Raw genomic sequence first — 20055 nt, 5'->3', positions numbered from 1 at the left:
TTTGCCGCCGTAACGTCGCTTGCTAGACAGGGCCAACCCAAAGGAAAGACAGCCGATGACACCCGAAGAGATTGCCGCGCTCCCCTATCGCCCCTGCGTGGGTGTGGTCCTGATGAATGGCGAGGGGTTCGTCTTTGTCGGCCAGCGCATGGACCAGAACACCGACGCCTGGCAGATGCCGCAGGGTGGCGTGGACGAGGACGAAGATCCCTTTGAGGCCGCCCTGCGCGAGCTCTGGGAAGAGACCGGCGTGACAGCGGATCTGGTCGAGATGGTGGCCGAGACCGAGGGCTGGCTGCCCTATGACCTGCCGCACGATCTTGTCCCGCGCATCTGGAAGGGGCGCTATCGCGGTCAGGAACAGAAATGGTACCTGTTCCGCTTTCTGGGCCGCGACGATCAGATTGACCTGGAAACCGACCACCCCGAATTCAGCCGCTGGAAATGGCAGGATCCCGCCCGGCTGGTGGCCGAGATCGTACCATTCAAGCGTGACGTCTACGAGCGCGTCGTTGCGGCCTTTGCCCCGCATCTGGGCTGAGCAAACCGCAGCCGCCGGGGCGCGCCCGGCGGGCGCTGCCCAATCCACACCGCGCCCAGCACGATGACCGCACCCAGCCCCTGAACCGGGTTCAGCGCCTCGCCCAGGGCTAGCCAGCCCAGGATCACCGCCGTCAGCGGGCTGAGGATACCCAAAAGCGACACCGCCGCCGGTTCGATCCGGGCCAGACCGCGAAACCACAGGATATAGGTCAGCGCGCCGCCGATCAGGCTGAGCCAGGCAAGTGCCGCCAGATTGGTCAGGCTCAGGCCGGGCCAGTCAGGCGCGGCCAGCCAGGCCACCGGGATCATCAAGAGACCACCGGCGGTCAGCTGCCAGGCGGTAAAGGTGACCAGCGGCACATCGGGTCGCCATTTGCGGGTCAGCACCACGCCAACCGCCATCGACAGCGCGCCGCCCAGCCCGGCCAGTACACCTACCGTATCCAGCCGCGCCTCGGGCCCCAGCAGCAACAGTGCCACGCCGACGATCCCCGCCAACGCCGACAGCACCGCGCCCAGCCGGATCTGTGTGCCCAGCGCCACCGCTGACAGGAACACGACGATCAGCGGCTGTACCGCACCCACCGTCGCCGCCACCCCGCCCGGCAGGCGATAGGCGGCAACAAAGAGCAACGACCAGAACACGGAAAAGTTAAGCGCCCCCAGGATCAGCAACCGCCCGATCCAGCCGCGCGGCGGCAGCTGACGCACCAACAGCATCAAAAGCAACCCGGCCGGCAGTGCCCGCAGCAGCGCCACCACAAAAGGCGAATGCGCGGGCAGGAACTGGGTCGTGACGATATAGGAACTGCCCCAGATGGCCGGGGCGATTGCCGTCAGGGCGATATCCGTTGTCCGTGACATAGGGGACCTCATCTAATTATCTCGACGTCGAGATAACATTGTTTATCTTGACGTCAAGATAAATCGCCGAAATAACCCGGATCATGGATCATGTAGACCTTATCACCCGGCAATGGGCGGCCGAGCGCCCCGATCTCGACACGCGGGCCATGGCGGTGATTGGTCGGGTGGCGCGGCTGTCCGTGGCCTGTACCCAGGGGATGCAGAGAACCTTTGCCCGATACGGGCTGAACCCGGCCAAGTTCGACGTGCTGGCCACGCTCCTGCGCTCGGGCCCGCCCTATGCGCTGTCACCCGGCGCGCTGCTCGATACGACCATGGTCGCCTCCGGCACCATGACCAACCGGATCGACCGGCTGGAACAGGACGGGTTGGTCGAACGCCGCAAGAACCCCGAGGACAGCCGCAGCGTGATCATCGCGCTCACGCCCAAGGGGCTGACCCTGATCAACGAGATGATGGCCGCCCATGTGGCGACGCAGGCGCAGCTCCTCGAGGGACTGACGACAGAGGAACAAGCGGCGCTGTCCACCCTGCTGGCCAAGGCGCTGCACAGCGCCGAGATCGCGAACGGCCACGCTGATCAAGCGTAGCCCAACAATCAGGCGCCGGACGGCCCAACCTGAACACGCACATCACAAGGAAGGGGCCGCACCCAACCCCTGCTTCTTTCTGGTCGCAAATACTCCGGGGTGAATTGCCCGCAGGGCAAGAGGGGCAGCGCCCCTCCCCACCCCGGGATCAGAGCAGCCCGTTTTCCTTCAGCAGCTCGACCATGTTCGTCTCGGGGCGCGGGCCGATATGGCTGATCACCTCGCGGGCGCAGATATTGCCGATCCGGGCGCAGGTCTCGTAATCGCGGCCCGTGGCCATGCCAAACAGAAAGCCCGCGGCAAACTGGTCGCCCGCGCCGGTGGCGTCCACCGGCACCACCTTTTCCACCGGCACGTCGATGCGGACCGTGCCGTCCATCACCGTCACCCCGTCGCCCGAGCGCGTGCAGACCACCAGCGGGCAGATGCCCGAGGTCAGCATCAGCGCATCGTCCAGATGGTCGGTCTCGAACAACGACTGGATCTCGGCCTCGTTGCCGATCACAAAATCCAGATCGTGCTGGATCAGTGACAGGAAATCGGCGCGGTGCCGGTCGACACAGAAGGGATCGGAAATCGCGATCCCCGCCTTGCCGCCCGCCGCGCGGGTCGCCCGCGCCGCCTCGCGGAACGCGGATTTGCCGGCGTCATGGTCGAACAGATAGCCTTCCAGAAACATCAGTTTCGCATTGCCTGTCACCGCTTGCGGCACGTCCGCCGAACTCAGCGTGGTCGAGATGCCCAGATAGGTGTTCATCGACCGCTCACCATCGGGCGAGACAAAGATCATCGAACGCGAGGTCGCCAGATCGCCCGCCACCGGCGGATTGACGAAGTCGATACCGCCCTCGTTCATCGCATCAGCATAGAAATGGCCCAGCGCATCGTCGCGCACCCGCCCGATAAACGCCGTATCCAGACCCAGCGCGCCCGCGCCCGCGATGGTGTTGGCAACCGAACCGCCCGGCGTCTGCACCCGCTCCTTCATCGAGGCATACAGCACCTCGCCGCGCTCCTGCTCGATCAGCTGCATGATGCCTTTCTCGATTCCCATCAGGTCGAGAAAGCTGTCATCGGCTTGCGAGATCACATCGACAACGGCATTGCCGATGCCAACGACATCGTAGGTCTTCATAGGGTCTTGTCCTCGAATTGGCACAGATCGCGGATGAGGCAGGTGCCGCACATCGGCTTTCTGGCTTTGCAATGGTAACGGCCGTGCAGGATCAGCCAGTGATGCGCATGTTGCTGGAAATCGGCCGGGATATTGTCCTCGATGGCACGCTCGACCGCGTCCACATCCTTGCCCGGACAGATACCGGTACGGTTGCCGACACGAAAGATATGGGTGTCCACCGCCTGCGCCGGGATGCGCCACCACATGTTCAGCACCACATTGGCGGTCTTGCGCCCGACACCGGGCAGCGATTGCAGCGCGGCGCGCGAATTCGGCACCTCGCCGCCATATTCCTCCACCAGGATGCGGCTCAGCTTGATCACGTTCTTGGCCTTCTGCCGGAACAGGCCAATGGTCTTGATATGCTCGGTCACGCCTTCTTCGCCCAGCGCCAGCATCTTTTCCGGCGTGTCGGCGATCTTGAACAATTCGCGGGTGGCCTTGTTCACGCCCGCATCGGTGGCCTGCGCGCTCAGCGCCACCGCCACCACCAGCGTGTAGGCGTTGACATGCTCCAGCTCGCCCTTGGGTTCGGGATCGGCGGCCTGGAACCGGGTAAAGATCTCGCGGATCGTGTGGTAATCGAGTTGCTTTGCCATCCGGGCCTTAATGCCCTGACAGACAAGCCCCCGCAATTGAAAAGGCAGCGACTAGGCCGCCGTCGCGCCCATTTCCGCCCCGGCTGCCGTCAGGTTCCGCTTCACCTTTGACCATCCAGCGTCATTGGCCGCCAGCACCGCCTTGGGGTCGATCCGCACCGCATATCTCCGGTTCAGCGCGCCAAACGCGGTGTTCTTGACGCAGTGACAACCATCCAAGCCCGTCAGGATCAGGGTGCCGATCCGGTTTTCCTCCAGGTATCGCTCCAACGCAGGTTCGGAAAACGCATCGCCCATGGATTTCTCGACCTCGATATCGGGCACCAGTCCCAGGCGCGGGTCCAGCCCGATACCTGCCGACCCAGCATTGCCACGCCCCTGATTGAACCAGCCGTTAAGCAGCCGGGCCAGCCCGGCCCGATACACCTGCCGGACCGCGATCACCGGCATCCCCGCCCGTCGTGCCGCGTCCGCCGACGTTCTGATTTTCTCCATCGCGGTTTCCAGTTGAGCGGTCTCCCAGACCGGCAGTGAGGTGAAATCGCTCTGCATGTCGATCACCACCAGCGCCGTTCCGGATCGGGCGGCGCGGTCGATAACCGGGCCCTTCGTCGGAGTGCCGATCCTGCGGATCTCCAGCAGGACATAGAGAACCGCAACCATCAGTCCAGCCGCAATAATCCAGAGAACGGACATGTCAGGCCTCCTTGGCCAAGTCTGCAAAGAACCGGGTCAGCGCAAGCTGCACCTTGTGATAGGCGGCAAGCTCGGCGGGTGAGAACCCCTCGGAGAAAAGCGCCAGCTTCTCCATTTCATCCGCCCGGATCGCGGTGATGATGGCCTCGCCCTTCGGGGTCAGCCAATAGCGGTGGGACCGCGCATGCTCGGGATTGGCCCTCCGCTCGATCAGCCCGGCGCGCTGCACCTCTTGCAGGATGCGCGAGATATATTGCCGCTTCATCTGCAACGCGGCGCCCAGTTTCGGCGCCGTTGCTCCCGGGTCTACCGACAGCCCTTCAAGGATCGCGCGCTGCCCCACGGTTACACCCTCGCGCAAACTCCCGCGCTCCACCGCCGCCGTGATATTGCGCAACAGGGGCCGCGTGGCCTGTACCGCCTGATAAAGCTGATCGGATTCATGTGTCATACCCGCAGTACTGGACCGAACGGCACGATTCGTCAACTCAGTTGACAAATATTTGCACAGGTTCCGGGTCGCGGCGACGGGCGCTGCGCGCTACGTTCAGATCAGACAAAGAGGTGCGACATGAACGTTCAGACCACGGAAGAGGGCTATCACTATGGCGTCATCCGCCGCGCGATCGAGCTGATCGACGCGGGCGGCGAGAGCATGTCGCTGGATGATCTGGCGACGCAGATGAATATGAGCCCCGCGCATTTCCAGCGCATCTTTTCGCGCTGGGTCGGAGTGTCGCCCAAGAAGTACCAGCAATACCTGACACTGGGCCATGCCAAGGCGCTGCTGGAGGACCGGTTCACCCTGCTTGAAGCAGCCCAGAATGTCGGTCTCTCGGGCACCGGGCGCCTTCACGACCTCTTCGTCCGGTGGGAGGCGATGAGCCCCGGCGACTATGCCCGCAAGGGCGCGGACCTGACCATCTACTGGGGCTGGTTCGAAAGCCCCTTTGGCCCGGCACTGGTAATGGGAACCGAGCGCGGCATCTGCGGCATCGGCTTTGCCGCCGAGGCGGGCGCCGAGGCCACGATGCAGGATCTGCTGTCGCGCTGGCCACAGGCCACCTTCGTCGAGGATCCGATGCGCCTGCGCCCCTGGGCACTCAGCGCCTTTGGCGCCGCCAGCGACCGGCTGGAGCCGGTGCCGCTCTACCTGATCGGCGCACCCTTGCAGATCAAGGTCTGGGAGGCGCTCTTGCGCATCCCCTCGGGCCAGGTCACCACCTATGGCGAGTTGGCCCAGTCCATCGGGCAGCCGCGCGCGGTACGCGCCGTGGGCACGGCGGTGGGGCGCAACCCGGTCAGCTGGCTGATACCCTGCCACCGGGCCCTGCGCAAATCGGGCGGCCTGGGCGGCTATCACTGGGGCCTGCCGGTGAAACGCGCCATGCTGGCCTGGGAAGCGGCCCGCAGCGAGGCCTAGCGCCAGCGCGCCGCCATCCAGCGCAGCAGATGCAGCCGCCTTGGCCGCGCCTCGCGGCGGGCGGCAAGCTCTCTCTCGATTTCCCAGTTGCGCAGGGTTTGGGGCACGCTCCAGCGCTCCAGCTTGCGGGCCATTAACACATGGTGGTCGCGGCTTGGCATGTTCGGTCTCCTTCGGCTGTCGATGCGACGGCCATCAGACCCCAAGCCTGCTGACACCCCGTTGTCAGGGGCATGTGATAGGGTGTCAGCAGTACGCCCGAGGATCCCATGCGCCGCTCCACCCGACTGTTCGAAATCATCCAGATCCTGCGCGCGGCCACCGCGCCCATCACCGCCGAGGATCTCGCCGCGCGGCTCGAGATCTCGGCCCGCACCGTCTATCGCGATATCGCCGCGCTTCAGGCCATGCGCACCCCGATCGAGGGCGCGGCGGGCCTGGGTTACGTCATGCGCGGCGGCTATGACCTGCCGCCGCTCAACTTCGATCAGGAAGAGGTCGAGGCGCTGCGCGTCGGCCTCTCGATGCTCGTGCGCACCGGCGACAGCGCCCTGCAACAGGCCGCAGAACGGGTCTGCGCCAAGATCGACGCGCTGCACGATCCGGCCGACTGGCTGCGAGTGGCGCCCTGGGGCGCGCCCGCCGACGATCCCGGGCAGGGCTGCACCCCCATCGCATTGTTGCGTCAGGCCGTGCGCGAGGCGCGCAAGCTCAGCGTCGAATATCGCAGCGTGAATGACGTCCAGACGATGCGCGTGTTGCGCCCGGTCGGGCTGATCTATCACCTCGACTGCACCATGCTGGCGGCCTGGTGCGAATTGCGGCAGGGCTTTCGCCATTTCCGCACCGACCGGATCTGGGCCTGCGACCTGCTGTCCGACAGCTTTGCCCCGCAGGCAGCGGCCCTGCGCCAGCTCTGGCAGGATCAAAGCCGCTGGGACGAGGCCGCCACCCCGAATTGATCGCCGGATGGGCAGGGAATCGCCTATTTCACCGCTTTGTCGCTTGTTCGCACCAGCTCGGGCTGTGATATACTGGAACAAAGCAACAAGTGCCGCGTTAAGTGAGCGCAGGAGCAGAAGGTGAATCCATGACTTCGAACAAACATTTCCTTGCGGCCGGGCTGGTGGCCGTTCTGACGCTGGGCGCCTGTACCGATCCGGCCTCGCTCAGCACCAATGCCGACCCGAACAAGAACACCAAGACCGGCGCCATCGCGGGCGCCATCCTGGGCGCCGGTGTCGGCGCGATCGCCAACGATTCGAACCCGGCGCTGGGCGCGCTGGCCGGTGCGGCCATTGGCGCCGCCGGCGGCGGGCTGATCGGCAAGCAGCTCGACCAACAAGCGGCCGAACTGCGCCAGGAACTGGCCAATGACGGTATCTCAATCATCAACACCGGCGATCGGCTGATTGTGACCGTCCCGAACGACATCACCTTCGACACCGACAGCTATACCGTGCGACCGGCGCTGCAATCCGACCTGCGCAAGGTCGCGGCCCATCTCGTGCGCTATCCCAAGTCGAACGTGCAGGTCATCGGCCATACCGACAGCGACGGCGATGCCGCCTACAACCAGGGCCTGTCCGAACGCCGCGCCAACGCGGTGGCCGACATCCTGCAATCGGGCGGGGTGACCTATGACCGGATCTCGACCATCGGCATGGGCGAAAACAATCCGATCGCGTCGAACCTGACGGCCGAAGGCAAGGCCCAGAACCGCCGGGTCGAGATCGTCATCGTCCCCAAGAACCGCTGAACCAGCGGCACCAGCGGTGCTTTCACCGTCGCTGCGCGACACCAAATCCTCGCAGAGGATTTGTCCACAGACTTTTTTCAAAAGTCTGAGTCGCGCTGCGTGGCATCGGCACGCCCCCTCCCATTGTCGCGCATTTTCACACAGGGATTGCGCGACGGCAGGGGTTTGGCGCCCGGGCATCGCGGGCTAGGTTGAACCCAACACGTTCAGGAGACCGACATGACCGATCTTACCTTGCTGGGTATCAGCGGCTCGCTGCGTCGCGAGGCCACCAACCGCAAACTGATGCACGAGGCCGCGCGGCTTTTCGCGCCCGCCCGATTCATCGTGGCTGACCTCAATCTGCCGCTCTATGACGGCGACAACGAACAGGCAGAGGGCATCCCCGCATCGGTCCAGGCGCTCGCCGACCAGATCGCCGCCGCGGATGCCGTGGTGATCTCGACGCCGGAATACAACAAGGGGCCATCCGGCGTGCTCAAGAATGCGCTCGACTGGGTCAGCCGCACCAAGGGCAGCCCCTGGGCTGACAAGCCGGTGGCGGTGATGTCGGCGGCGGGTGGCCGGGCCGGTGGCGAGCGCGCGCAGGCAACGCTGCGCGGCTTCCTTGTGCCATTCCAGCCCCGGCTGCTGTCCGGCCCGGGGGTGCATCTGGCCGACAGTTCCAACCAGTTCGACGACCAGGGTCGCCTGATCAGCGATCAATATGCCGCCACCCTGCAACAGCTGATGGACAAGCTGCGCATCGAAGCACAACGCTAAACCGAAAATGTGTCGCAAACCGGCAAGCGCGGCGGTCAAACCCGCGCCAGCCTGACCCTAGCAGGCAACAGGAGGCCGGAATGCAGACCAGCGCGCTTCACCCGAGTTTCGGGCGTATCGTCCATGACATCGACCTGCGCGAGGTGACCGCCGGTCACCTCTACCCCGAGATCCGGGCGCTGTTCGAAACCCATTCGGCGCTGCTGTTTCCGGCGCAGTCGATCACCGACACCGATCACACCCGGCTGGGCACGCTGTTCGGCCCGCTGGAAAACCGCGATGCCATGGCCGCCGGACGCGATGTCGCGTTCCAGGTCTCGGAGCTGAGCAACCAGACCAGGAACGGGCTGCGGGCGCAGGACGACCTGCATATGCTGAACCTGCAATCCAACATGCTCTGGCATACCGACAGCACCTTCCTGCCCACCCCGGCGCTGATCAACATCCTGACCGCGCTGGTGGTGCCGCCCTCGGGCGGCGAGACCGAGATCGCCTCGACCCGCGTAGCCTGGGCCGAGATGCCGGCGCATCTGCGCGACCGGCTCAAACATGCGGTGATCTGGCATCGGCTGTCGCACAGCCGTGCCAAGCTTTCGGCCGAGCTCGCCCGCCTGCCGACAATGACCCGCTGGCCCGACCGGCCCTGGCGCGCGATCTGGCCCAACCCGGTCACCGGCGAAGAGGCGCTGTTCATCGCCTCACATGCCTTTGCCATCGAGGGGCTGGGCCATGCCGAAAGCCAGGAGATCCTGGAAGAGGCGATCGCCTTCTGCACCCGCCCCGAATACGTCTACTCTCACCGCTGGCAGGTGGGCGACGTGCTGATCTGGGACGAACGCGCCACCCTGCACCGGGGCCGCCCCTGGGATTACGACCACGAACGCACCCTGCGTTCGATCTGCTGTTCGGTGACCGAGGCCGATGGGCTGTCAGCCGTCCGGGTGCTGCACGCCTGAAGCGGCCGAGGCCTGTGCCTTGATCCACCGATCAAACCGCCACATGCCCCAGGCGATCGGAATCAGAGCCAGACCGCCGATGACATAGGCCAGCGGCTCCTCGCCAAAGCTTTCGAACATCTGGGTATAGGCGTGGATCACCCCGAACACGAGCGAGGCGTTGAACAGCCCCCGGTTGCCGCGATGCGCCGACCAGAACAGCAACGCCACCAGCGCCGCCGCCCACAGCACCGAATAGACCCCCTCGGAAATGACCAAGGCGGTGTCGCGAAAGGCTTCGCGCGCCTTGGAATAGGCATCCCAGGCGCCTTCGGTCCAGACCTGCGGCTCTGCCGGACCCCAGATCGTCTCGCCCACCACATCTCCCCAGAGCGAGCCAACCAGCGCACAGAGGTTAGCCACGACAAAGCCCAGCATCGCCAGGATGCGCGCGTGCCGCGCCGTGCGCTCGCCATATCGCCCCACCACCCAGAGACAGGCCGCCAGCAGCACCGCCATTTGCAGGATCGAAAGCGTCGATTCCGGCGAATAGAAAACATAGGCCGCATGGAAGTAAAAGGTGCCGGTATCCAGCATCTGGGCAAAGGGCACGATGGCCAGCGCCGTGATCAGCCGCACGTCCAGCAGCCAGCCCCCCGCCACCAGCAAACCCGCCGTGTAGAAGTAAAACAGGCTCACCAGCAGGCCCGACACCCCGTTGTCGGCAATCAGATACCCCAGCCCGCCGACATGCATCGCCAACCCCATCAGGGCCACCGCCCCGGTGACAAACGGCGCTCGCGCCAGATCACGGACAAAGGCGAACATCGCCCCGGCCAGGATCAGCCCGCCCAGAACACTCAGCATCTGGCCCGCGATCTGCGGATGGTTCGACACCAGCTCGACCGTACCGCCGCCGCACAGCATACCGGCCCCGATCAGCGCCGCGGCATTGCCGAACATCCGCAATTCCCCGCTGCCACGCGACAGAATGGCAAACCCGCCCGCCAGCAGCATCAACCCCACCACCGCCACCGCCAGCGGATCCTGCAACCACAGGATCAGCCCGCCCGTCGCCGACAGGATGCCCAGGCACAGGACCGTGTTGATGCCCAGTGTCACCATCGCCTGCCGCGACCGCGCCTCGATCTCGCGCGCGGCCTCGGGGGCGATCACCCCGTCGTCAACCAGCTTGTCCGTATCTGCAACCGCGAACATGGTCGCCCTCCCCCGCGATCCGGTTTCCGGTCAGCCTAGCATCGAACGCGGCCAAAGACAGCCGATTGCGCGCCCGCACCCGGATAGGCTTGTGCCGCAGGACCGCCGCCCGTATCTAGACGCAAACCTCAATTGCGGGAGACACCCAATGTTCAAAGGACTCGGCGGCCTCGGCGACATGGCCAAGATGATGAAATCGGCGCAGGAATTGCAGACCAAGATGGCCCAGATGCAGGAAGATCTGAACACTGTCCTGGTCACCGGCGAATCCGGCGCCGGGCTGGTCAAGGCCACCGCCACCGCCAAGGGCGAGCTCAAGGGGCTGAACATCGACCCCTCGATCTTCAACGGCGACGACAAGGAAGTGGTCGAAGACCTGATCCTGGCCGCGATCAAGGACGCCCAGGCCAAGGCGGCCGAAAAGGCGCAAGAGGAAATGGCCCGCCTGACCGAAAGCATGGGCCTGCCCAAGGACATCAAGCTGCCGTTCTGACGACGGCAGCCGTTTCCTTTGCCGTGAAGCCGGTGCATCATCGCGGCAAAGCAGGCAGCGAGCAGGACCCAGGACCATGGCCGGATCGACCAAGGATATCGACGCGCTGATCGAGTTGATGGCGCGTCTGCCGGGGCTGGGGCCACGCTCGGCCCGGCGCGCGGTGCTGCACCTGATCCGCAAGCGCGCCCTGCTCCTGACCCCGCTAGCCGACCTGATGACACGGGTCGCCGCCACCGCCCGCGAATGCCTCAATTGCGGCAATATCGGCACCTCGGATGTCTGCGACATCTGCACCGACGAGCGCCGCGCCACCGGCGAGCTCTGCGTGGTCGAGGATGTGGCCGATCTCTGGGCGATGGAACGCTCGGGTGTGTTCAAGGGCCGCTATCACGTGCTAGGCGGCACCCTGTCGGCGCTCGATGGGGTCGGTCCCGAGGAATTGCGCATTCCGCGGCTGGCCGACCGGATCACGACCGAAGCGATCACCGAGGTGATCCTGGCCCTCAACGCGACCATCGACGGCCAGACCACGGCTCATTACATCGCCGACCAGCTGGGCGGCCGCGTGCGGCTGACCTCGCTGGCACAGGGTGTGCCCATTGGCGGCGAGCTCGACTATCTCGACGACGGCACCATCTCGGCCGCCATGCGCGCCCGCAAGGATCTCTAGCCCGGCTTCCAAAAGGCCAGTACTTTGACCCAGAGGGTAGGTCGCCAAGAGGGCCGGGACATGACAACAGCCACTCTGCACATCTTCGTGCCCACAGCGATCCGGGGCATAATGGCGCTCCTCGGCCCGCGCCTCGACGCGGCAGCGGGCCGACCGGTCACACAGATTGTCGATCTCAACCCCAAGATACCCGAACGCATCGCAGCCGGCGAAGCCTTCGACATCGGGCTGACCAATCCCGAATATGTCCCCGCCCTGATTGCCAGCGACCAGGTCGACCCGGCCACGCACCGGCCCTTTGGCCGGGTACCGCTTGCGGTCGGCTGCCGGGCGGGTCCCAGGGCAGAGCCCCTCCGGGACGCGTTCGCAATCGCCGATCTTTTCCGGCGGGCGGACAGCATCGCCTATACCGGCGCGGGCACCAGCGGCCGCATCTTCCTGGATGCGGTTGCGCGGCTGGGGCTGTCTGACACCCTGCGCCCGAAAAGCCGCCCGATGGGCGGCGGCGAACCGGTCGCTTCGGTCACGGCAGGGGACACCGAACTGGCCGTGGCACCACTGTCGACGATTCTGTCGACCCCCGGCATCGCCCCCGCTGCGGTCTTTCCCCGCGACTTCGGCACCGACATCGACATGTCGATCTTCCTCAGCGCCTCACCCGGCCGCGGTGCCACCGCCGTTCTCGACCTTCTGACCTCCGGCACGCTGAATGACGAACTCGCAGCGGCGGGCGCCATGCGCTTCGGCTTTGCCTGACCGCGCCAGACGACCCTTGGCCTGCCGGGTTACTCCCCGGCGCCGAACCGATGGCCATATCATGGGGCACGCCCCAAACCTGCCCCACGAAATCGGTATCGCCCGGCGGGGTTTTCCTTTTGTCCCACGCGCTTTGCGGCTAGGTAAGGATAAAGCACCGTTCACCGCCCGGAGATGTCCCGATGATCCGCATTCTCGCCCTTGCCCTCGCCGCCGCAACCGCCACCGCCGCCTGGTCGCAAGAGCTGATCGACAAGGGGTTCGTGCATGGCTGGAACCTGATGGTGGACCCTGCCCTTGGCAACGGCTGCCTGATCCAGACCGTCTATCAGGATCTCTCGATTGTCCGCCTCGGCTATGACGCCTCGGGCAATCGCGGCTATTTCACCGTCTACAACAAGGCCTGGGGCGAGATCGAAGACGGCAAGAGCTATCCCGTCACCTTCGACCTGGACGGAGAGAAGTTCGAAGCCACCGCCATTGGCGCGAAACAGGGCAAGGTGCGCGGCGCGACCGTGTTCTTCACCGACCGCGAATTCGTGCACGCCATCGCCCAGCGCAAGGTGATGACCGTCTATGGCGTGGACGGGCAGCAGGTCATGGCGATCGACCTCAAGGGAACCGCCAAGGCGCTGGAATATGCCCGCGAATGCCAAAAGGAACAGGGCTGATCCGGCTTCAGCGAATCGCGTGCAACAGCGCGTCCTCGGTCCGGCAGTCGCGCACCACGTCGCGGCCACAGGGAACCGGTTTCAGGCTGTTTGACAGGCAGATGCGCACCTCGGCGATATAGCGCCCGTTGCAGGTCACCGTCAGCATGTCGCGTTCCAGGTTCGGATTGGCCTTCAGAAACGCCTCTTCCACCACCCGCGCGGGCAGTTGGACCGTCCGGTCAAGCCGCCGGAACACCTCGGGCCGGACCACGCTGTCATAGGCCTCGCGCGACAGGTCGAAGTAGTTCTGCGCGCTCAGCCCGCTACAGGTGCCGTGTTTCTTCCACTGATGCCAGGCAAGGCCCGAACTGCCCTGAATATCGGCCATTTCCGCCGTCATCCGGCGCGAGGGCGGCGTCTCGGAGGTGCGGCAGTATGAGGGCCAGCCATACTGGTATTGCGGCCACAACCCGTGCAGGATCCAGCCATAATCGTGGCGCGGGTTACACTGGTCCTCGCCCCGCGCGTCGCCCGTGGTCTCGCACCAGTTCGGCGACCAGCTGAGCGACAGCACGTAATAGTCGAACTGGCCCGCTTTCTCGCCATCGGCCAACACCGAAACAGCGCTCAGAACCCACAGAATCAACCAGCGCATTCGCTCTTTCCTTATCTGCCCGGCCCGACTATATACAGCCGGAGTTCCCCGACAACGGAAACCGCCCCAAGACCCCGGGGCAGCCGAATTCCGGCGACGGGAGAGATGTATTCGCAAGGAGACAAGCCATGGCAAAACCTTTGATGGCCAAGGCGACCGCCGTCTGGCTGGTTGACAACACGACGATCAGCTTCAAGCAGATCGCCGATTTCGTCGGCATGCACGAGCTGGAGATCCAGGGCATCGCCGATGGCGACGTGGCTGTCGGCGTCAAGGGCTTTGACCCGATCGCCAACAACCAGCTGACCCAGGAAGAGATCGACAAGGCGCAGAACAACCCGCTGCACAAGCTCAAGCTCAAGTTCAACCCTGCCGCCTCGGGCGAAGAAAAGCGCCGCGGCCCGCGCTACACCCCGCTGTCCAAGCGTCAGGACCGCCCGAACGCGATCCTGTGGCTGGTCAAGTTCCACCCGGAGCTTTCCGACGGCCAGATCGCAAAGCTGGTCGGCACCACCAAGCCGACGATCCAGTCGATCCGCGAGCGGACCCACTGGAACATCTCCAACATGCAGCCCATCGACCCGGTTGCCCTGGGGCTTTGCCGCCAGTCCGAACTGGACTCGGTGGTACAAAAGGCCGCCGCCAAGAAGGCCGCCGAAGGCGGCGTGATGAGCGACGACGAGCGCCGCAAGCTGGTTTCGACCGAACAGTCGCTGGGCATGGAAACCTCGCCCCGCATCCCCACCGCCATCGAAGGGCTGGAGAACTTCTCGCTCTCCGAGCCGATCGACACCAGCGATGACGACGATGACGATCACGGCCCCATCGTGGATGCCGACAGCTTCTTCAACCTGCCCAAGGGCGGCGATCACGACGAAGAAGAAGACGACGATCCGCGCTACTGACCCGATATGCCCCGGCCCACTGGCCGGGGTTCTCGCTTGTAAGATCCCATGCTTGATATTCTGTCCAAACTGCTTGGCCCGCACCGCGCGGTATCGGTCTATGCCTTCTTCCAGACCCGCGGCGCCGTATTGGCGGCGGCGGCTCTGATCCTGGCAATCCTGCTCACGCTGTTCTTCTTCGGCAAGGGCGAGGAAGAGCACGAGCACGAGGCGTTCCTGACCCTCGACGTGCTGTCGGCGGTGGCTGTCAATGGTGACCTGAACAAGGGCGCCGTGGTCTCGGTCCGGCTGCCCGATGGGAATGCCATCTCGATCTCTACCACCGATGGGCCGATTGCCAACGCGATCACCACCACTGCCTGTGTCGAAAAACGGGTCTACGTCACCAGTCGCGAGGCGCGGTACCGGCTGAAACTGCCCCAGCATTGCGCAGGGCAGTAACCGGGCTCAGATCATCTGGAACAGGACACCGGCGATCACCGCACCGGTGATCCCCAGCCCCAGATACAGCGCAAAGACCCTTGGCTTGACCAGCGACCAGACAGCCGCCATCGCGGGGACCGAACTGACCGCGCCTGCCACAATGAATGCCATCGCCGCACCCGCCGTCATCCCCTGTTCGGTCAGCCCCGCCAGCAACGGCGGCGCGACATACGAGTTCAGATAGGCCGGCATGCCCACCAGCGCCGCGATGACGATCGGCAACAGCCCCTCGCCGCCCACCAGCCCGGCGATCACCTCGGCCGGAACGTACTGAACCAGCAGCGCCTCGATCACATAGGCCAGCGCCAGCCATTTCAGCAGGAACAGCGCGTTGCTCAGAAACTCCTCGCGAAACACGGCGATCCGCTCCGCCTCGGTCCAGAACCGCCACACCGGCGCAACCGGCTTGGGCGTGCCGCAGCCGCAGCAACCAGACCGCTTGTAAACCCGCAGCGGATCGGCCAGCGCACCGCCCCGCGACAGCGCCCGCACCACGAACCCGCCGAACAGGCCCAGCCCCACCGCCGCCACCGCCTTGCCAATGGCAAAGGGCCAGCCCAGCGCGCCCGCCGTGATCAACAGCGTCGGCGGGTCAATCAGCGGCGAGCTCAGCCAAAAGGCCATCACCGCCGACAAGGGCGCCCCCAACGCCAGCAACCCGGCAACAAACGGGATCACTTCGCAGGAACAGAACGGTGCCAGCCCCCCGAACAGGGCCGCCAGCAGGATCATCCGCGTCTCGCGCCCCTCAAAGGCGCGCGCCACCAGCACCTCGGCCCCCGTCGCCTTGAGATAGGCCAGGAGCAGCACCGCAAACAGGATGTATTGCGCGGTATGTCCCAGAGCCCGCACTGCAAACACCGAAACGGTACTCAGGTTCTGCGGATCCAGCACCGCAACCGCCACAAGCAGCGCCGCGCTCAACGCCCAAGGGGTTTTCAACGCCGCCCGGACGCGGCGCAGTGGCTGGGTCGTGGGATGGGCCATATCAGCCATTTTCGGTCTCCTTTTCCGACCCGGCCTGCTGGTCGACACAGCACTCGGCCAGGATGAAACGTGCCAGCGCATCCAGACGCTCGTACGAGGCGCGGTTTATGGTCGTCCGCCCGATACGCTCCTGTTCGATCACGCCGCCTGAGGTCAGCGCCTTCAGATGATGCGCCAGGGTCGAGGCTGGAATCCCCGTCCGTTCCTGAATTTCCCCCACCGAAAGCCCCGGTTGCCCGGCCCGGATCAGCACGCGCAGCACCTTCAACCGCGCCTCCGACCCCATGGCGTTAAATCCCTCGGCCGCCGTTTTCCACATCGTCGTCACCTCATTTAAACTACAAAACTAGTTATATAGAATAATTGAGTCGCGCAAGTCCTTTCTGCCTGACCGGCATAAGGCCAGTTCGATATCACTCCTGACGCCAACAGGGGAAAATGCTTGCTATGCCGCGATAAGTCCAAATTGTACCTGACATAAGTCCAAGCTAGGCTGACCCCATGGCCATTCCCGTCGAAACCTTCTTTCTCAAGCAGGGCGCCCAGGGCACCTTGCAGGCACAGATCCAGCAGATGATCGCCGAGGGCATCCTGTCGGGCCGCTTCCACATGGGAGAGAAACTGCCCTCGTCGCGGCGGCTGGCCACCCATCTTGGCGTCAGCCGGATCACGGTGACGCTGGCCTATACCGAGCTTCTGGCCAACGATTATCTCACCTCCCGCGGGCGCTCGGGTTATTTCGTGTCCGAAAACGCCCCGATCCCGCCCAGCTACGCGCCCCCCCTGCGCGACCAGGAAACCGTCGATTGGAACCGCGCCATCGCGCGCAAGTTCACCGGCGGCGACACGCTTCAGAAACCGGCGGACTGGCGCAGCTACCGTTATCCGTTCATCTATGGTCAGGCCGATCCGACCCTGTTCGATCACGCCAACTGGCGGCTTTGCGCCGTGCGCGCACTGGGGCAAAAGGATTTCGCCTCGCTCACCGCCGATTACGTGGACCAGGACGATCCGCTGCTGATCGAGTTCATCGCCCGCCACACCCTGCCCCGGCGCGGCATCTCGGCCCGGCCCGAAGAGATCCTGATCACACTCGGCGCCCAGAATGCGCTCTGGCTGGCGGCGCGGGTGCTGCTGAACCGGCGCCGCAAGGCCGCGATCGAGGATCCCTGTTATTATGCCCTGCGCGAATTGCTGATCCAGTCGCGCTGCAATCTGGTTCCAATCCGGGTCGATCTCGACGGTCTCCCGCCCGAGGAGATCCCCGACGATACCGACGTGATCTTTACCACGCCCAGCCATCAGAGCCCGACCACCGCCACCATGCCGGTTTCGCGGCGGCACCGGCTGCTGGAACGCGCCCGCGAAATCGACGCGATGATCGTCGAGGATGATTACGAGTTTGAACTGGCCTTTCTGGGGTCGCCCTCTCCCGCGCTGAAATCCTTCGATAGCGACGGGCGCGTGATCTATGTCGGCAGCTTCTCGAAATCGCTCTTTCCGGGGCTGCGGCTGGGCTACATGGTGGGATCTGAGCCGTTCATCCGCGAGGCGCGCGCGCTGCGCGCGCTGGTGCTGCGCCACCCGCCCGGACATATCCAGCGCACGGCCGCCTATTTCCTGTCGCTCGGCCATTACGACACCCAGATCCGGCGCATGTCCTCGGTGCTGCTGCAACGGCGGCGCGAGATCGAACGCGCCATCGCGGAAAACGGTCTGACCATTGCCGGGCGCGGTGTTTATGGTGGCTCGTCGCTGTGGATGCAGGCGCCCGTCGGGGTGGATTGCGGCGCGCTGGCCATGTCGCTGCGCGGCGAAAGCGTTCATATCGAACCGGGCACCACCTTCTTTTCCGGCTCGGACAGACCGACGAACTATTACCGGCTCGGCTATTCTTCGATCCAGACGGACCGCATCGCGCCGGGTATCGAGCGCATCGCCCGCGCCATAGAGCGTCACGCCGGACCCAACTGGCATTAAGTTGCCGGGCCGTCTGGCCCTAACGCCCACCTTACCCTTGCGCCTAAACCTGACTCCAATCCGCCGATGCCCGGAAGGACACTGGCCCCTGTCAATCGCATGGAGTGCGTTCTTATGAAAATGACGACCGAGGAAGCTTTCGTCAAAACCCTTCAGATGCATGGGATCGAGCATGCGTTCGGGATCATCGGTTCGGCCATGATGCCGATCTCGGACATTTTCCCGGCCGCAGGCATCACCTTCTGGGATTGCGCACACGAAGGCAGCGCCGGCATGATGGCCGACGGCTATACCCGCGCCACCGGCAAGATGTCGATGATGATCGCCCAGAACGGTCCGGGCATCACCAACTTCGTCACCGCTGTCAAAACCGCCTACTGGAACCACACGCCGCTCTTGCTGGTCACCCCGCAGGCGGCCAACAAGACCATCGGCCAGGGTGGCTTCCAGGAAGTCGAGCAGATGAAACTGTTCGAGGACATGGTCGCATACCAGGAAGAGGTCCGCGACCCCACCCGCGTGGCCGAGGTTCTGAACCGCGTGATCATGAACGCCAAGCGCGCCAGCGCCCCGGCCCAGATCAACATTCCGCGGGACATGTGGACCCAGGTCGTCGACATCCAGCTCCCCGCCATCATCGAATTCGAACGCCCCTCGGGCGGCGAACAGGCGGTGGCGCAAGCGGCCGAGCTGCTGTCGAACGCCAAGAACCCGGTGATCCTGAACGGTGCCGGCGTGGTGCTGTCCAAGGGCGGCATCGCCGCCTCCAAGGACCTGGCAGAGCGTCTCGATGCCCCGGTCTGCGTCGGTTACCAGCACAACGATGCCTTCCCCGGCTCGCACCCGCTCTTTGCCGGGCCGCTGGGCTACAACGGCTCCAAGGCGGCGATGGAACTGATCAAGTCCGCCGACGTGGTGCTCTGCCTCGGCACCCGTCTGAACCCGTTCTCGACCCTGCCGGGCTACGGCATGGAATACTGGCCCGCAGATGCCAAGATCATCCAGGTCGACATCAACCCCGACCGCATCGGCCTGACCAAAAAGGTCTCGGTCGGCATCATCGGGGACGCGGCCAAGGTGGCCCGGGGCATCCTGGCCCAGCTCAGCGACACCGCCGGTGACGAAGGCCGCGCCGCGCGCAAGGACCGTATCGCCCAGACCAAATCGGCATGGGCCCAGCAGCTCTCGTCGATGACCCACGAGGATGACGATCCGGGCACCACCTGGAACGAGCGCGCCCGCGCCGCCAAGCCAGAATGGATGAGCCCCCGCATGGCATGGCGCGCGATCCAGGCGGCGCTCCCGCGCGAGGCGATCATCTCCTCGGACATCGGCAACAACTGCGCCATCGGCAACGCCTATCCCGACTTTGACGAAGGTCGCAAATACCTGGCCCCCGGCCTCTTCGGCCCCTGCGGTTACGGTCTGCCCGCGGTTGTCGGCGCCAAGATCGGCTGCCCCGACGTTCCTGTTGTCGGCTTCTCTGGCGATGGTGCCTTTGGCATCGCGGTCAACGAACTGACCGCCATCGGTCGCGGCGAATGGCCCGCCGTCACCCAGGTCGTGTTCCGCAACTACCAGTGGGGCGCGGAAAAGCGCAACTCGACCCTGTGGTTCGACGACAACTTCGTCGGCACCGAACTGGACGAGCAGGTCAGCTATGCAGGCATCGCCAAGGCCTGCGGCCTGCAAGGCATCGTGGCCCACACCATGGACGAGCTGACCGCCGCCCTGGCCAAGGCCATCGAAGATCAGAAGGCAGGCAAGACCACCCTGATCGAGGCCATGATCAACCAGGAGCTCGGCGAACCCTTCCGCCGCGACGCCATGAAGAAACCGGTTCGCGTCGCAGGCATCGACAAGGCCGACATGCGGCCTCAGCAGGTCTGAGCGCAACAGGG

General features: G+C 64.8%; 25 protein-coding genes. 15 read left to right on the top strand and 10 right to left on the bottom strand.

Annotation, left to right across the window (positions count from 1 at the left end; genetic code table 11):
- The first annotated feature begins 55 nt into the window (after positions 1-55).
- Positions 56-541, top strand: a complete 486-nt coding sequence (locus G0P99_RS16905; protein WP_164131652.1) for an RNA pyrophosphohydrolase — start codon at positions 56-58, stop codon at positions 539-541.
- On the opposite strand, the gene G0P99_RS16900 is transcribed toward G0P99_RS16905, so the two are convergent.
- The gene (locus tag G0P99_RS16900) at positions 499-1407 is read right to left on the bottom strand and encodes an EamA family transporter (RefSeq protein ID WP_239059844.1); all 909 of its coding nucleotides are present in this window, start codon (positions 1405-1407) and stop codon (positions 499-501) included. The genes G0P99_RS16905 and G0P99_RS16900 overlap by 43 nt on opposite strands.
- Before the next feature lie 83 nt (positions 1408-1490).
- Here G0P99_RS16900 and G0P99_RS16895 point away from each other — a divergent pair, with 83 nt between their 5' ends.
- Positions 1491-2000, top strand: a complete 510-nt coding sequence (locus tag G0P99_RS16895) for a MarR family winged helix-turn-helix transcriptional regulator (RefSeq protein ID WP_164131650.1) — start codon at positions 1491-1493, stop codon at positions 1998-2000.
- A gap of 148 nt (positions 2001-2148) precedes the next feature.
- Here the strand turns inward: G0P99_RS16895 and G0P99_RS16890 are convergent, their stop codons facing one another.
- The 4 genes from G0P99_RS16890 to G0P99_RS16875 are packed head-to-tail and all read right to left on the bottom strand — an operon-like array spanning position 2149 to position 4923.
- On the bottom strand, positions 2149-3135 hold the full coding sequence (locus tag G0P99_RS16890; RefSeq protein ID WP_164131649.1) for an adenosine kinase: 987 nt from the start codon (positions 3133-3135) through the stop codon (positions 2149-2151).
- A complete protein-coding gene (gene nth / locus G0P99_RS16885) occupies positions 3132-3776 on the bottom strand; it encodes an endonuclease III (RefSeq protein WP_164131648.1) in 645 nt (214 codons plus the stop codon). Before nth ends, G0P99_RS16890 begins: the two co-directional genes overlap by 4 nt.
- A gap of 51 nt (positions 3777-3827) precedes the next feature.
- Positions 3828-4472 (bottom strand): cysteine hydrolase, encoded by a 645-nt coding sequence (locus tag G0P99_RS16880; RefSeq protein ID WP_164131647.1) that lies wholly within the window; start codon positions 4470-4472, stop codon positions 3828-3830.
- Between the two features lies 1 nt (position 4473).
- Complete coding sequence (locus G0P99_RS16875; protein ID WP_164131646.1) at positions 4474-4923, bottom strand: MarR family winged helix-turn-helix transcriptional regulator; 450 nt, start codon at positions 4921-4923, stop codon at positions 4474-4476.
- Between the two features lie 120 nt (positions 4924-5043).
- Here G0P99_RS16875 and G0P99_RS16870 point away from each other — a divergent pair, with 120 nt between their 5' ends.
- Positions 5044-5895, top strand: a complete 852-nt coding sequence (locus G0P99_RS16870; protein WP_164131645.1) for a bifunctional helix-turn-helix domain-containing protein/methylated-DNA--[protein]-cysteine S-methyltransferase — start codon at positions 5044-5046, stop codon at positions 5893-5895.
- Here the strand turns inward: G0P99_RS16870 and G0P99_RS16865 are convergent.
- Entirely contained in the window at positions 5892-6056 is a 165-nt protein-coding gene (locus G0P99_RS16865) for a hypothetical protein (RefSeq protein ID WP_164131644.1), read from the bottom strand. The genes G0P99_RS16870 and G0P99_RS16865 overlap by 4 nt on opposite strands.
- Before the next feature lie 108 nt (positions 6057-6164).
- Here G0P99_RS16865 and G0P99_RS16860 point away from each other — a divergent pair, with 108 nt between their 5' ends.
- The 4 genes from G0P99_RS16860 (at position 6165) to G0P99_RS16845 (ending at position 9372) form a co-directional block, all read left to right on the top strand.
- Positions 6165-6857, top strand: coding sequence for a YafY family protein (locus G0P99_RS16860; protein WP_164131643.1), 693 nt, complete (start codon positions 6165-6167; stop codon positions 6855-6857).
- A gap of 128 nt (positions 6858-6985) precedes the next feature.
- Positions 6986-7654: an OmpA family protein gene (locus G0P99_RS16855; RefSeq protein ID WP_164131642.1), complete on the top strand. Its 669-nt coding sequence runs from the start codon at positions 6986-6988 to the stop codon at positions 7652-7654.
- A 219-nt stretch (positions 7655-7873) separates the two neighbouring features.
- Entirely contained in the window at positions 7874-8416 is a 543-nt protein-coding gene (locus G0P99_RS16850) for an NADPH-dependent FMN reductase (RefSeq protein ID WP_164131641.1), read from the top strand.
- An 80-nt stretch (positions 8417-8496) separates the two neighbouring features.
- A complete protein-coding gene (locus tag G0P99_RS16845; RefSeq protein WP_164131640.1) occupies positions 8497-9372 on the top strand; it encodes a TauD/TfdA family dioxygenase in 876 nt (291 codons plus the stop codon).
- On the opposite strand, the gene G0P99_RS16840 is transcribed toward G0P99_RS16845, so the two are convergent.
- Complete coding sequence (locus tag G0P99_RS16840) at positions 9346-10569, bottom strand: hypothetical protein (protein ID WP_164131639.1); 1224 nt, start codon at positions 10567-10569, stop codon at positions 9346-9348. The two genes, G0P99_RS16845 and G0P99_RS16840, sit on opposite strands and share 27 nt — an antisense overlap.
- Before the next feature lie 148 nt (positions 10570-10717).
- Here G0P99_RS16840 and G0P99_RS16835 point away from each other — a divergent pair, with 148 nt between their 5' ends.
- The 4 genes from G0P99_RS16835 to G0P99_RS16820 all read left to right on the top strand — a co-directional run bounded on the left by G0P99_RS16835 (position 10718) and on the right by G0P99_RS16820 (position 13162).
- A complete protein-coding gene (locus tag G0P99_RS16835) occupies positions 10718-11062 on the top strand; it encodes a YbaB/EbfC family nucleoid-associated protein (RefSeq protein ID WP_164131638.1) in 345 nt (114 codons plus the stop codon).
- A 76-nt stretch (positions 11063-11138) separates the two neighbouring features.
- On the top strand, positions 11139-11735 hold the full coding sequence (recR, locus tag G0P99_RS16830) for a recombination mediator RecR (RefSeq protein ID WP_164131637.1): 597 nt from the start codon (positions 11139-11141) through the stop codon (positions 11733-11735).
- 60 nt (positions 11736-11795) lie between these two features.
- Positions 11796-12491 (top strand): substrate-binding domain-containing protein, encoded by a 696-nt coding sequence (locus tag G0P99_RS16825; protein WP_164131636.1) that lies wholly within the window; start codon positions 11796-11798, stop codon positions 12489-12491.
- Positions 12492-12673: 182 nt separating this feature from the next.
- Complete coding sequence (locus G0P99_RS16820) at positions 12674-13162, top strand: hypothetical protein (protein ID WP_164131635.1); 489 nt, start codon at positions 12674-12676, stop codon at positions 13160-13162.
- A gap of 7 nt (positions 13163-13169) precedes the next feature.
- Here G0P99_RS16820 and G0P99_RS16815 read toward each other — a convergent pair whose 3' ends face one another.
- Entirely contained in the window at positions 13170-13799 is a 630-nt protein-coding gene (locus tag G0P99_RS16815; RefSeq protein ID WP_164131634.1) for a ribonuclease T2, read from the bottom strand.
- Between the two features lie 128 nt (positions 13800-13927).
- On the opposite strand from G0P99_RS16815, the gene G0P99_RS16810 reads away from it, so the two are divergent.
- Both G0P99_RS16810 and G0P99_RS16805 read left to right on the top strand, forming a co-directional pair.
- Complete coding sequence (locus G0P99_RS16810) at positions 13928-14704, top strand: DUF1013 domain-containing protein (protein WP_164131633.1); 777 nt, start codon at positions 13928-13930, stop codon at positions 14702-14704.
- A 48-nt stretch (positions 14705-14752) separates the two neighbouring features.
- Positions 14753-15145: a hypothetical protein gene (locus G0P99_RS16805; protein WP_164131632.1), complete on the top strand. Its 393-nt coding sequence runs from the start codon at positions 14753-14755 to the stop codon at positions 15143-15145.
- A gap of 6 nt (positions 15146-15151) precedes the next feature.
- Here G0P99_RS16805 and G0P99_RS16800 read toward each other — a convergent pair whose 3' ends face one another.
- Complete coding sequence (locus tag G0P99_RS16800; RefSeq protein WP_164131631.1) at positions 15152-16183, bottom strand: permease; 1032 nt, start codon at positions 16181-16183, stop codon at positions 15152-15154.
- The gene (locus G0P99_RS16795) at positions 16176-16493 is read right to left on the bottom strand and encodes a helix-turn-helix transcriptional regulator (RefSeq protein ID WP_164131630.1); all 318 of its coding nucleotides are present in this window, start codon (positions 16491-16493) and stop codon (positions 16176-16178) included. Before G0P99_RS16795 ends, G0P99_RS16800 begins: the two co-directional genes overlap by 8 nt.
- A 182-nt stretch (positions 16494-16675) precedes the next feature.
- Between G0P99_RS16795 and G0P99_RS16790 the strand changes: the two genes are divergently transcribed.
- Together G0P99_RS16790 and xsc are read left to right on the top strand one after the other, a co-directional pair.
- Positions 16676-18154 (top strand): PLP-dependent aminotransferase family protein, encoded by a 1479-nt coding sequence (locus G0P99_RS16790; protein ID WP_164131629.1) that lies wholly within the window; start codon positions 16676-16678, stop codon positions 18152-18154.
- 114 nt (positions 18155-18268) lie between these two features.
- Entirely contained in the window at positions 18269-20044 is a 1776-nt protein-coding gene (gene xsc, locus G0P99_RS16785; protein ID WP_164131628.1) for a sulfoacetaldehyde acetyltransferase, read from the top strand.
- Positions 20045-20055 lie beyond the last annotated feature (11 nt).

Origin of the sequence: Ruegeria sp. PrR005 (assembly GCF_010500245.1) — a bacterium.
GTDB classification, from domain to species: Bacteria; Pseudomonadota; Alphaproteobacteria; order Rhodobacterales; family Rhodobacteraceae; genus Ruegeria_B; species Ruegeria_B marisflavi.
This window is presented reverse-complemented; position numbering and strand designations above follow the sequence as displayed.

Coding starts and splice junctions, on each gene's coding strand:
- G0P99_RS16835 (WP_164131638.1), top strand. CDS start 10,718: ATGTTCAAAGGACTCGGCGGCCTCGGCGACATGGCCAAGATGATGAAA.
- G0P99_RS16810 (WP_164131633.1), top strand. CDS start 13,928: ATGGCAAAACCTTTGATGGCCAAGGCGACCGCCGTCTGGCTGGTTGAC.
- G0P99_RS16860 (WP_164131643.1), top strand. CDS start 6,165: ATGCGCCGCTCCACCCGACTGTTCGAAATCATCCAGATCCTGCGCGCG.
- G0P99_RS16855 (WP_164131642.1), top strand. CDS start 6,986: ATGACTTCGAACAAACATTTCCTTGCGGCCGGGCTGGTGGCCGTTCTG.
- G0P99_RS16880 (WP_164131647.1), bottom strand. CDS start 4,472: ATGTCCGTTCTCTGGATTATTGCGGCTGGACTGATGGTTGCGGTTCTC.
- G0P99_RS16795 (WP_164131630.1), bottom strand. CDS start 16,493: ATGTGGAAAACGGCGGCCGAGGGATTTAACGCCATGGGGTCGGAGGCG.
- G0P99_RS16805 (WP_164131632.1), top strand. CDS start 14,753: ATGCTTGATATTCTGTCCAAACTGCTTGGCCCGCACCGCGCGGTATCG.
- G0P99_RS16820 (WP_164131635.1), top strand. CDS start 12,674: ATGATCCGCATTCTCGCCCTTGCCCTCGCCGCCGCAACCGCCACCGCC.
- G0P99_RS16845 (WP_164131640.1), top strand. CDS start 8,497: ATGCAGACCAGCGCGCTTCACCCGAGTTTCGGGCGTATCGTCCATGAC.
- G0P99_RS16900 (WP_239059844.1), bottom strand. CDS start 1,407: ATGTCACGGACAACGGATATCGCCCTGACGGCAATCGCCCCGGCCATC.
- G0P99_RS16790 (WP_164131629.1), top strand. CDS start 16,676: ATGGCCATTCCCGTCGAAACCTTCTTTCTCAAGCAGGGCGCCCAGGGC.
- G0P99_RS16905 (WP_164131652.1), top strand. CDS start 56: ATGACACCCGAAGAGATTGCCGCGCTCCCCTATCGCCCCTGCGTGGGT.
- G0P99_RS16825 (WP_164131636.1), top strand. CDS start 11,796: ATGACAACAGCCACTCTGCACATCTTCGTGCCCACAGCGATCCGGGGC.
- G0P99_RS16895 (WP_164131650.1), top strand. CDS start 1,491: ATGGATCATGTAGACCTTATCACCCGGCAATGGGCGGCCGAGCGCCCC.
- G0P99_RS16800 (WP_164131631.1), bottom strand. CDS start 16,183: ATGGCTGATATGGCCCATCCCACGACCCAGCCACTGCGCCGCGTCCGG.
- G0P99_RS16870 (WP_164131645.1), top strand. CDS start 5,044: ATGAACGTTCAGACCACGGAAGAGGGCTATCACTATGGCGTCATCCGC.
- G0P99_RS16850 (WP_164131641.1), top strand. CDS start 7,874: ATGACCGATCTTACCTTGCTGGGTATCAGCGGCTCGCTGCGTCGCGAG.
- xsc (WP_164131628.1), top strand. CDS start 18,269: ATGAAAATGACGACCGAGGAAGCTTTCGTCAAAACCCTTCAGATGCAT.
- nth (WP_164131648.1), bottom strand. CDS start 3,776: ATGGCAAAGCAACTCGATTACCACACGATCCGCGAGATCTTTACCCGG.
- recR (WP_164131637.1), top strand. CDS start 11,139: ATGGCCGGATCGACCAAGGATATCGACGCGCTGATCGAGTTGATGGCG.
- G0P99_RS16815 (WP_164131634.1), bottom strand. CDS start 13,799: ATGCGCTGGTTGATTCTGTGGGTTCTGAGCGCTGTTTCGGTGTTGGCC.
- G0P99_RS16875 (WP_164131646.1), bottom strand. CDS start 4,923: ATGACACATGAATCCGATCAGCTTTATCAGGCGGTACAGGCCACGCGG.
- G0P99_RS16865 (WP_164131644.1), bottom strand. CDS start 6,056: ATGCCAAGCCGCGACCACCATGTGTTAATGGCCCGCAAGCTGGAGCGC.
- G0P99_RS16840 (WP_164131639.1), bottom strand. CDS start 10,569: ATGTTCGCGGTTGCAGATACGGACAAGCTGGTTGACGACGGGGTGATC.
- G0P99_RS16890 (WP_164131649.1), bottom strand. CDS start 3,135: ATGAAGACCTACGATGTCGTTGGCATCGGCAATGCCGTTGTCGATGTG.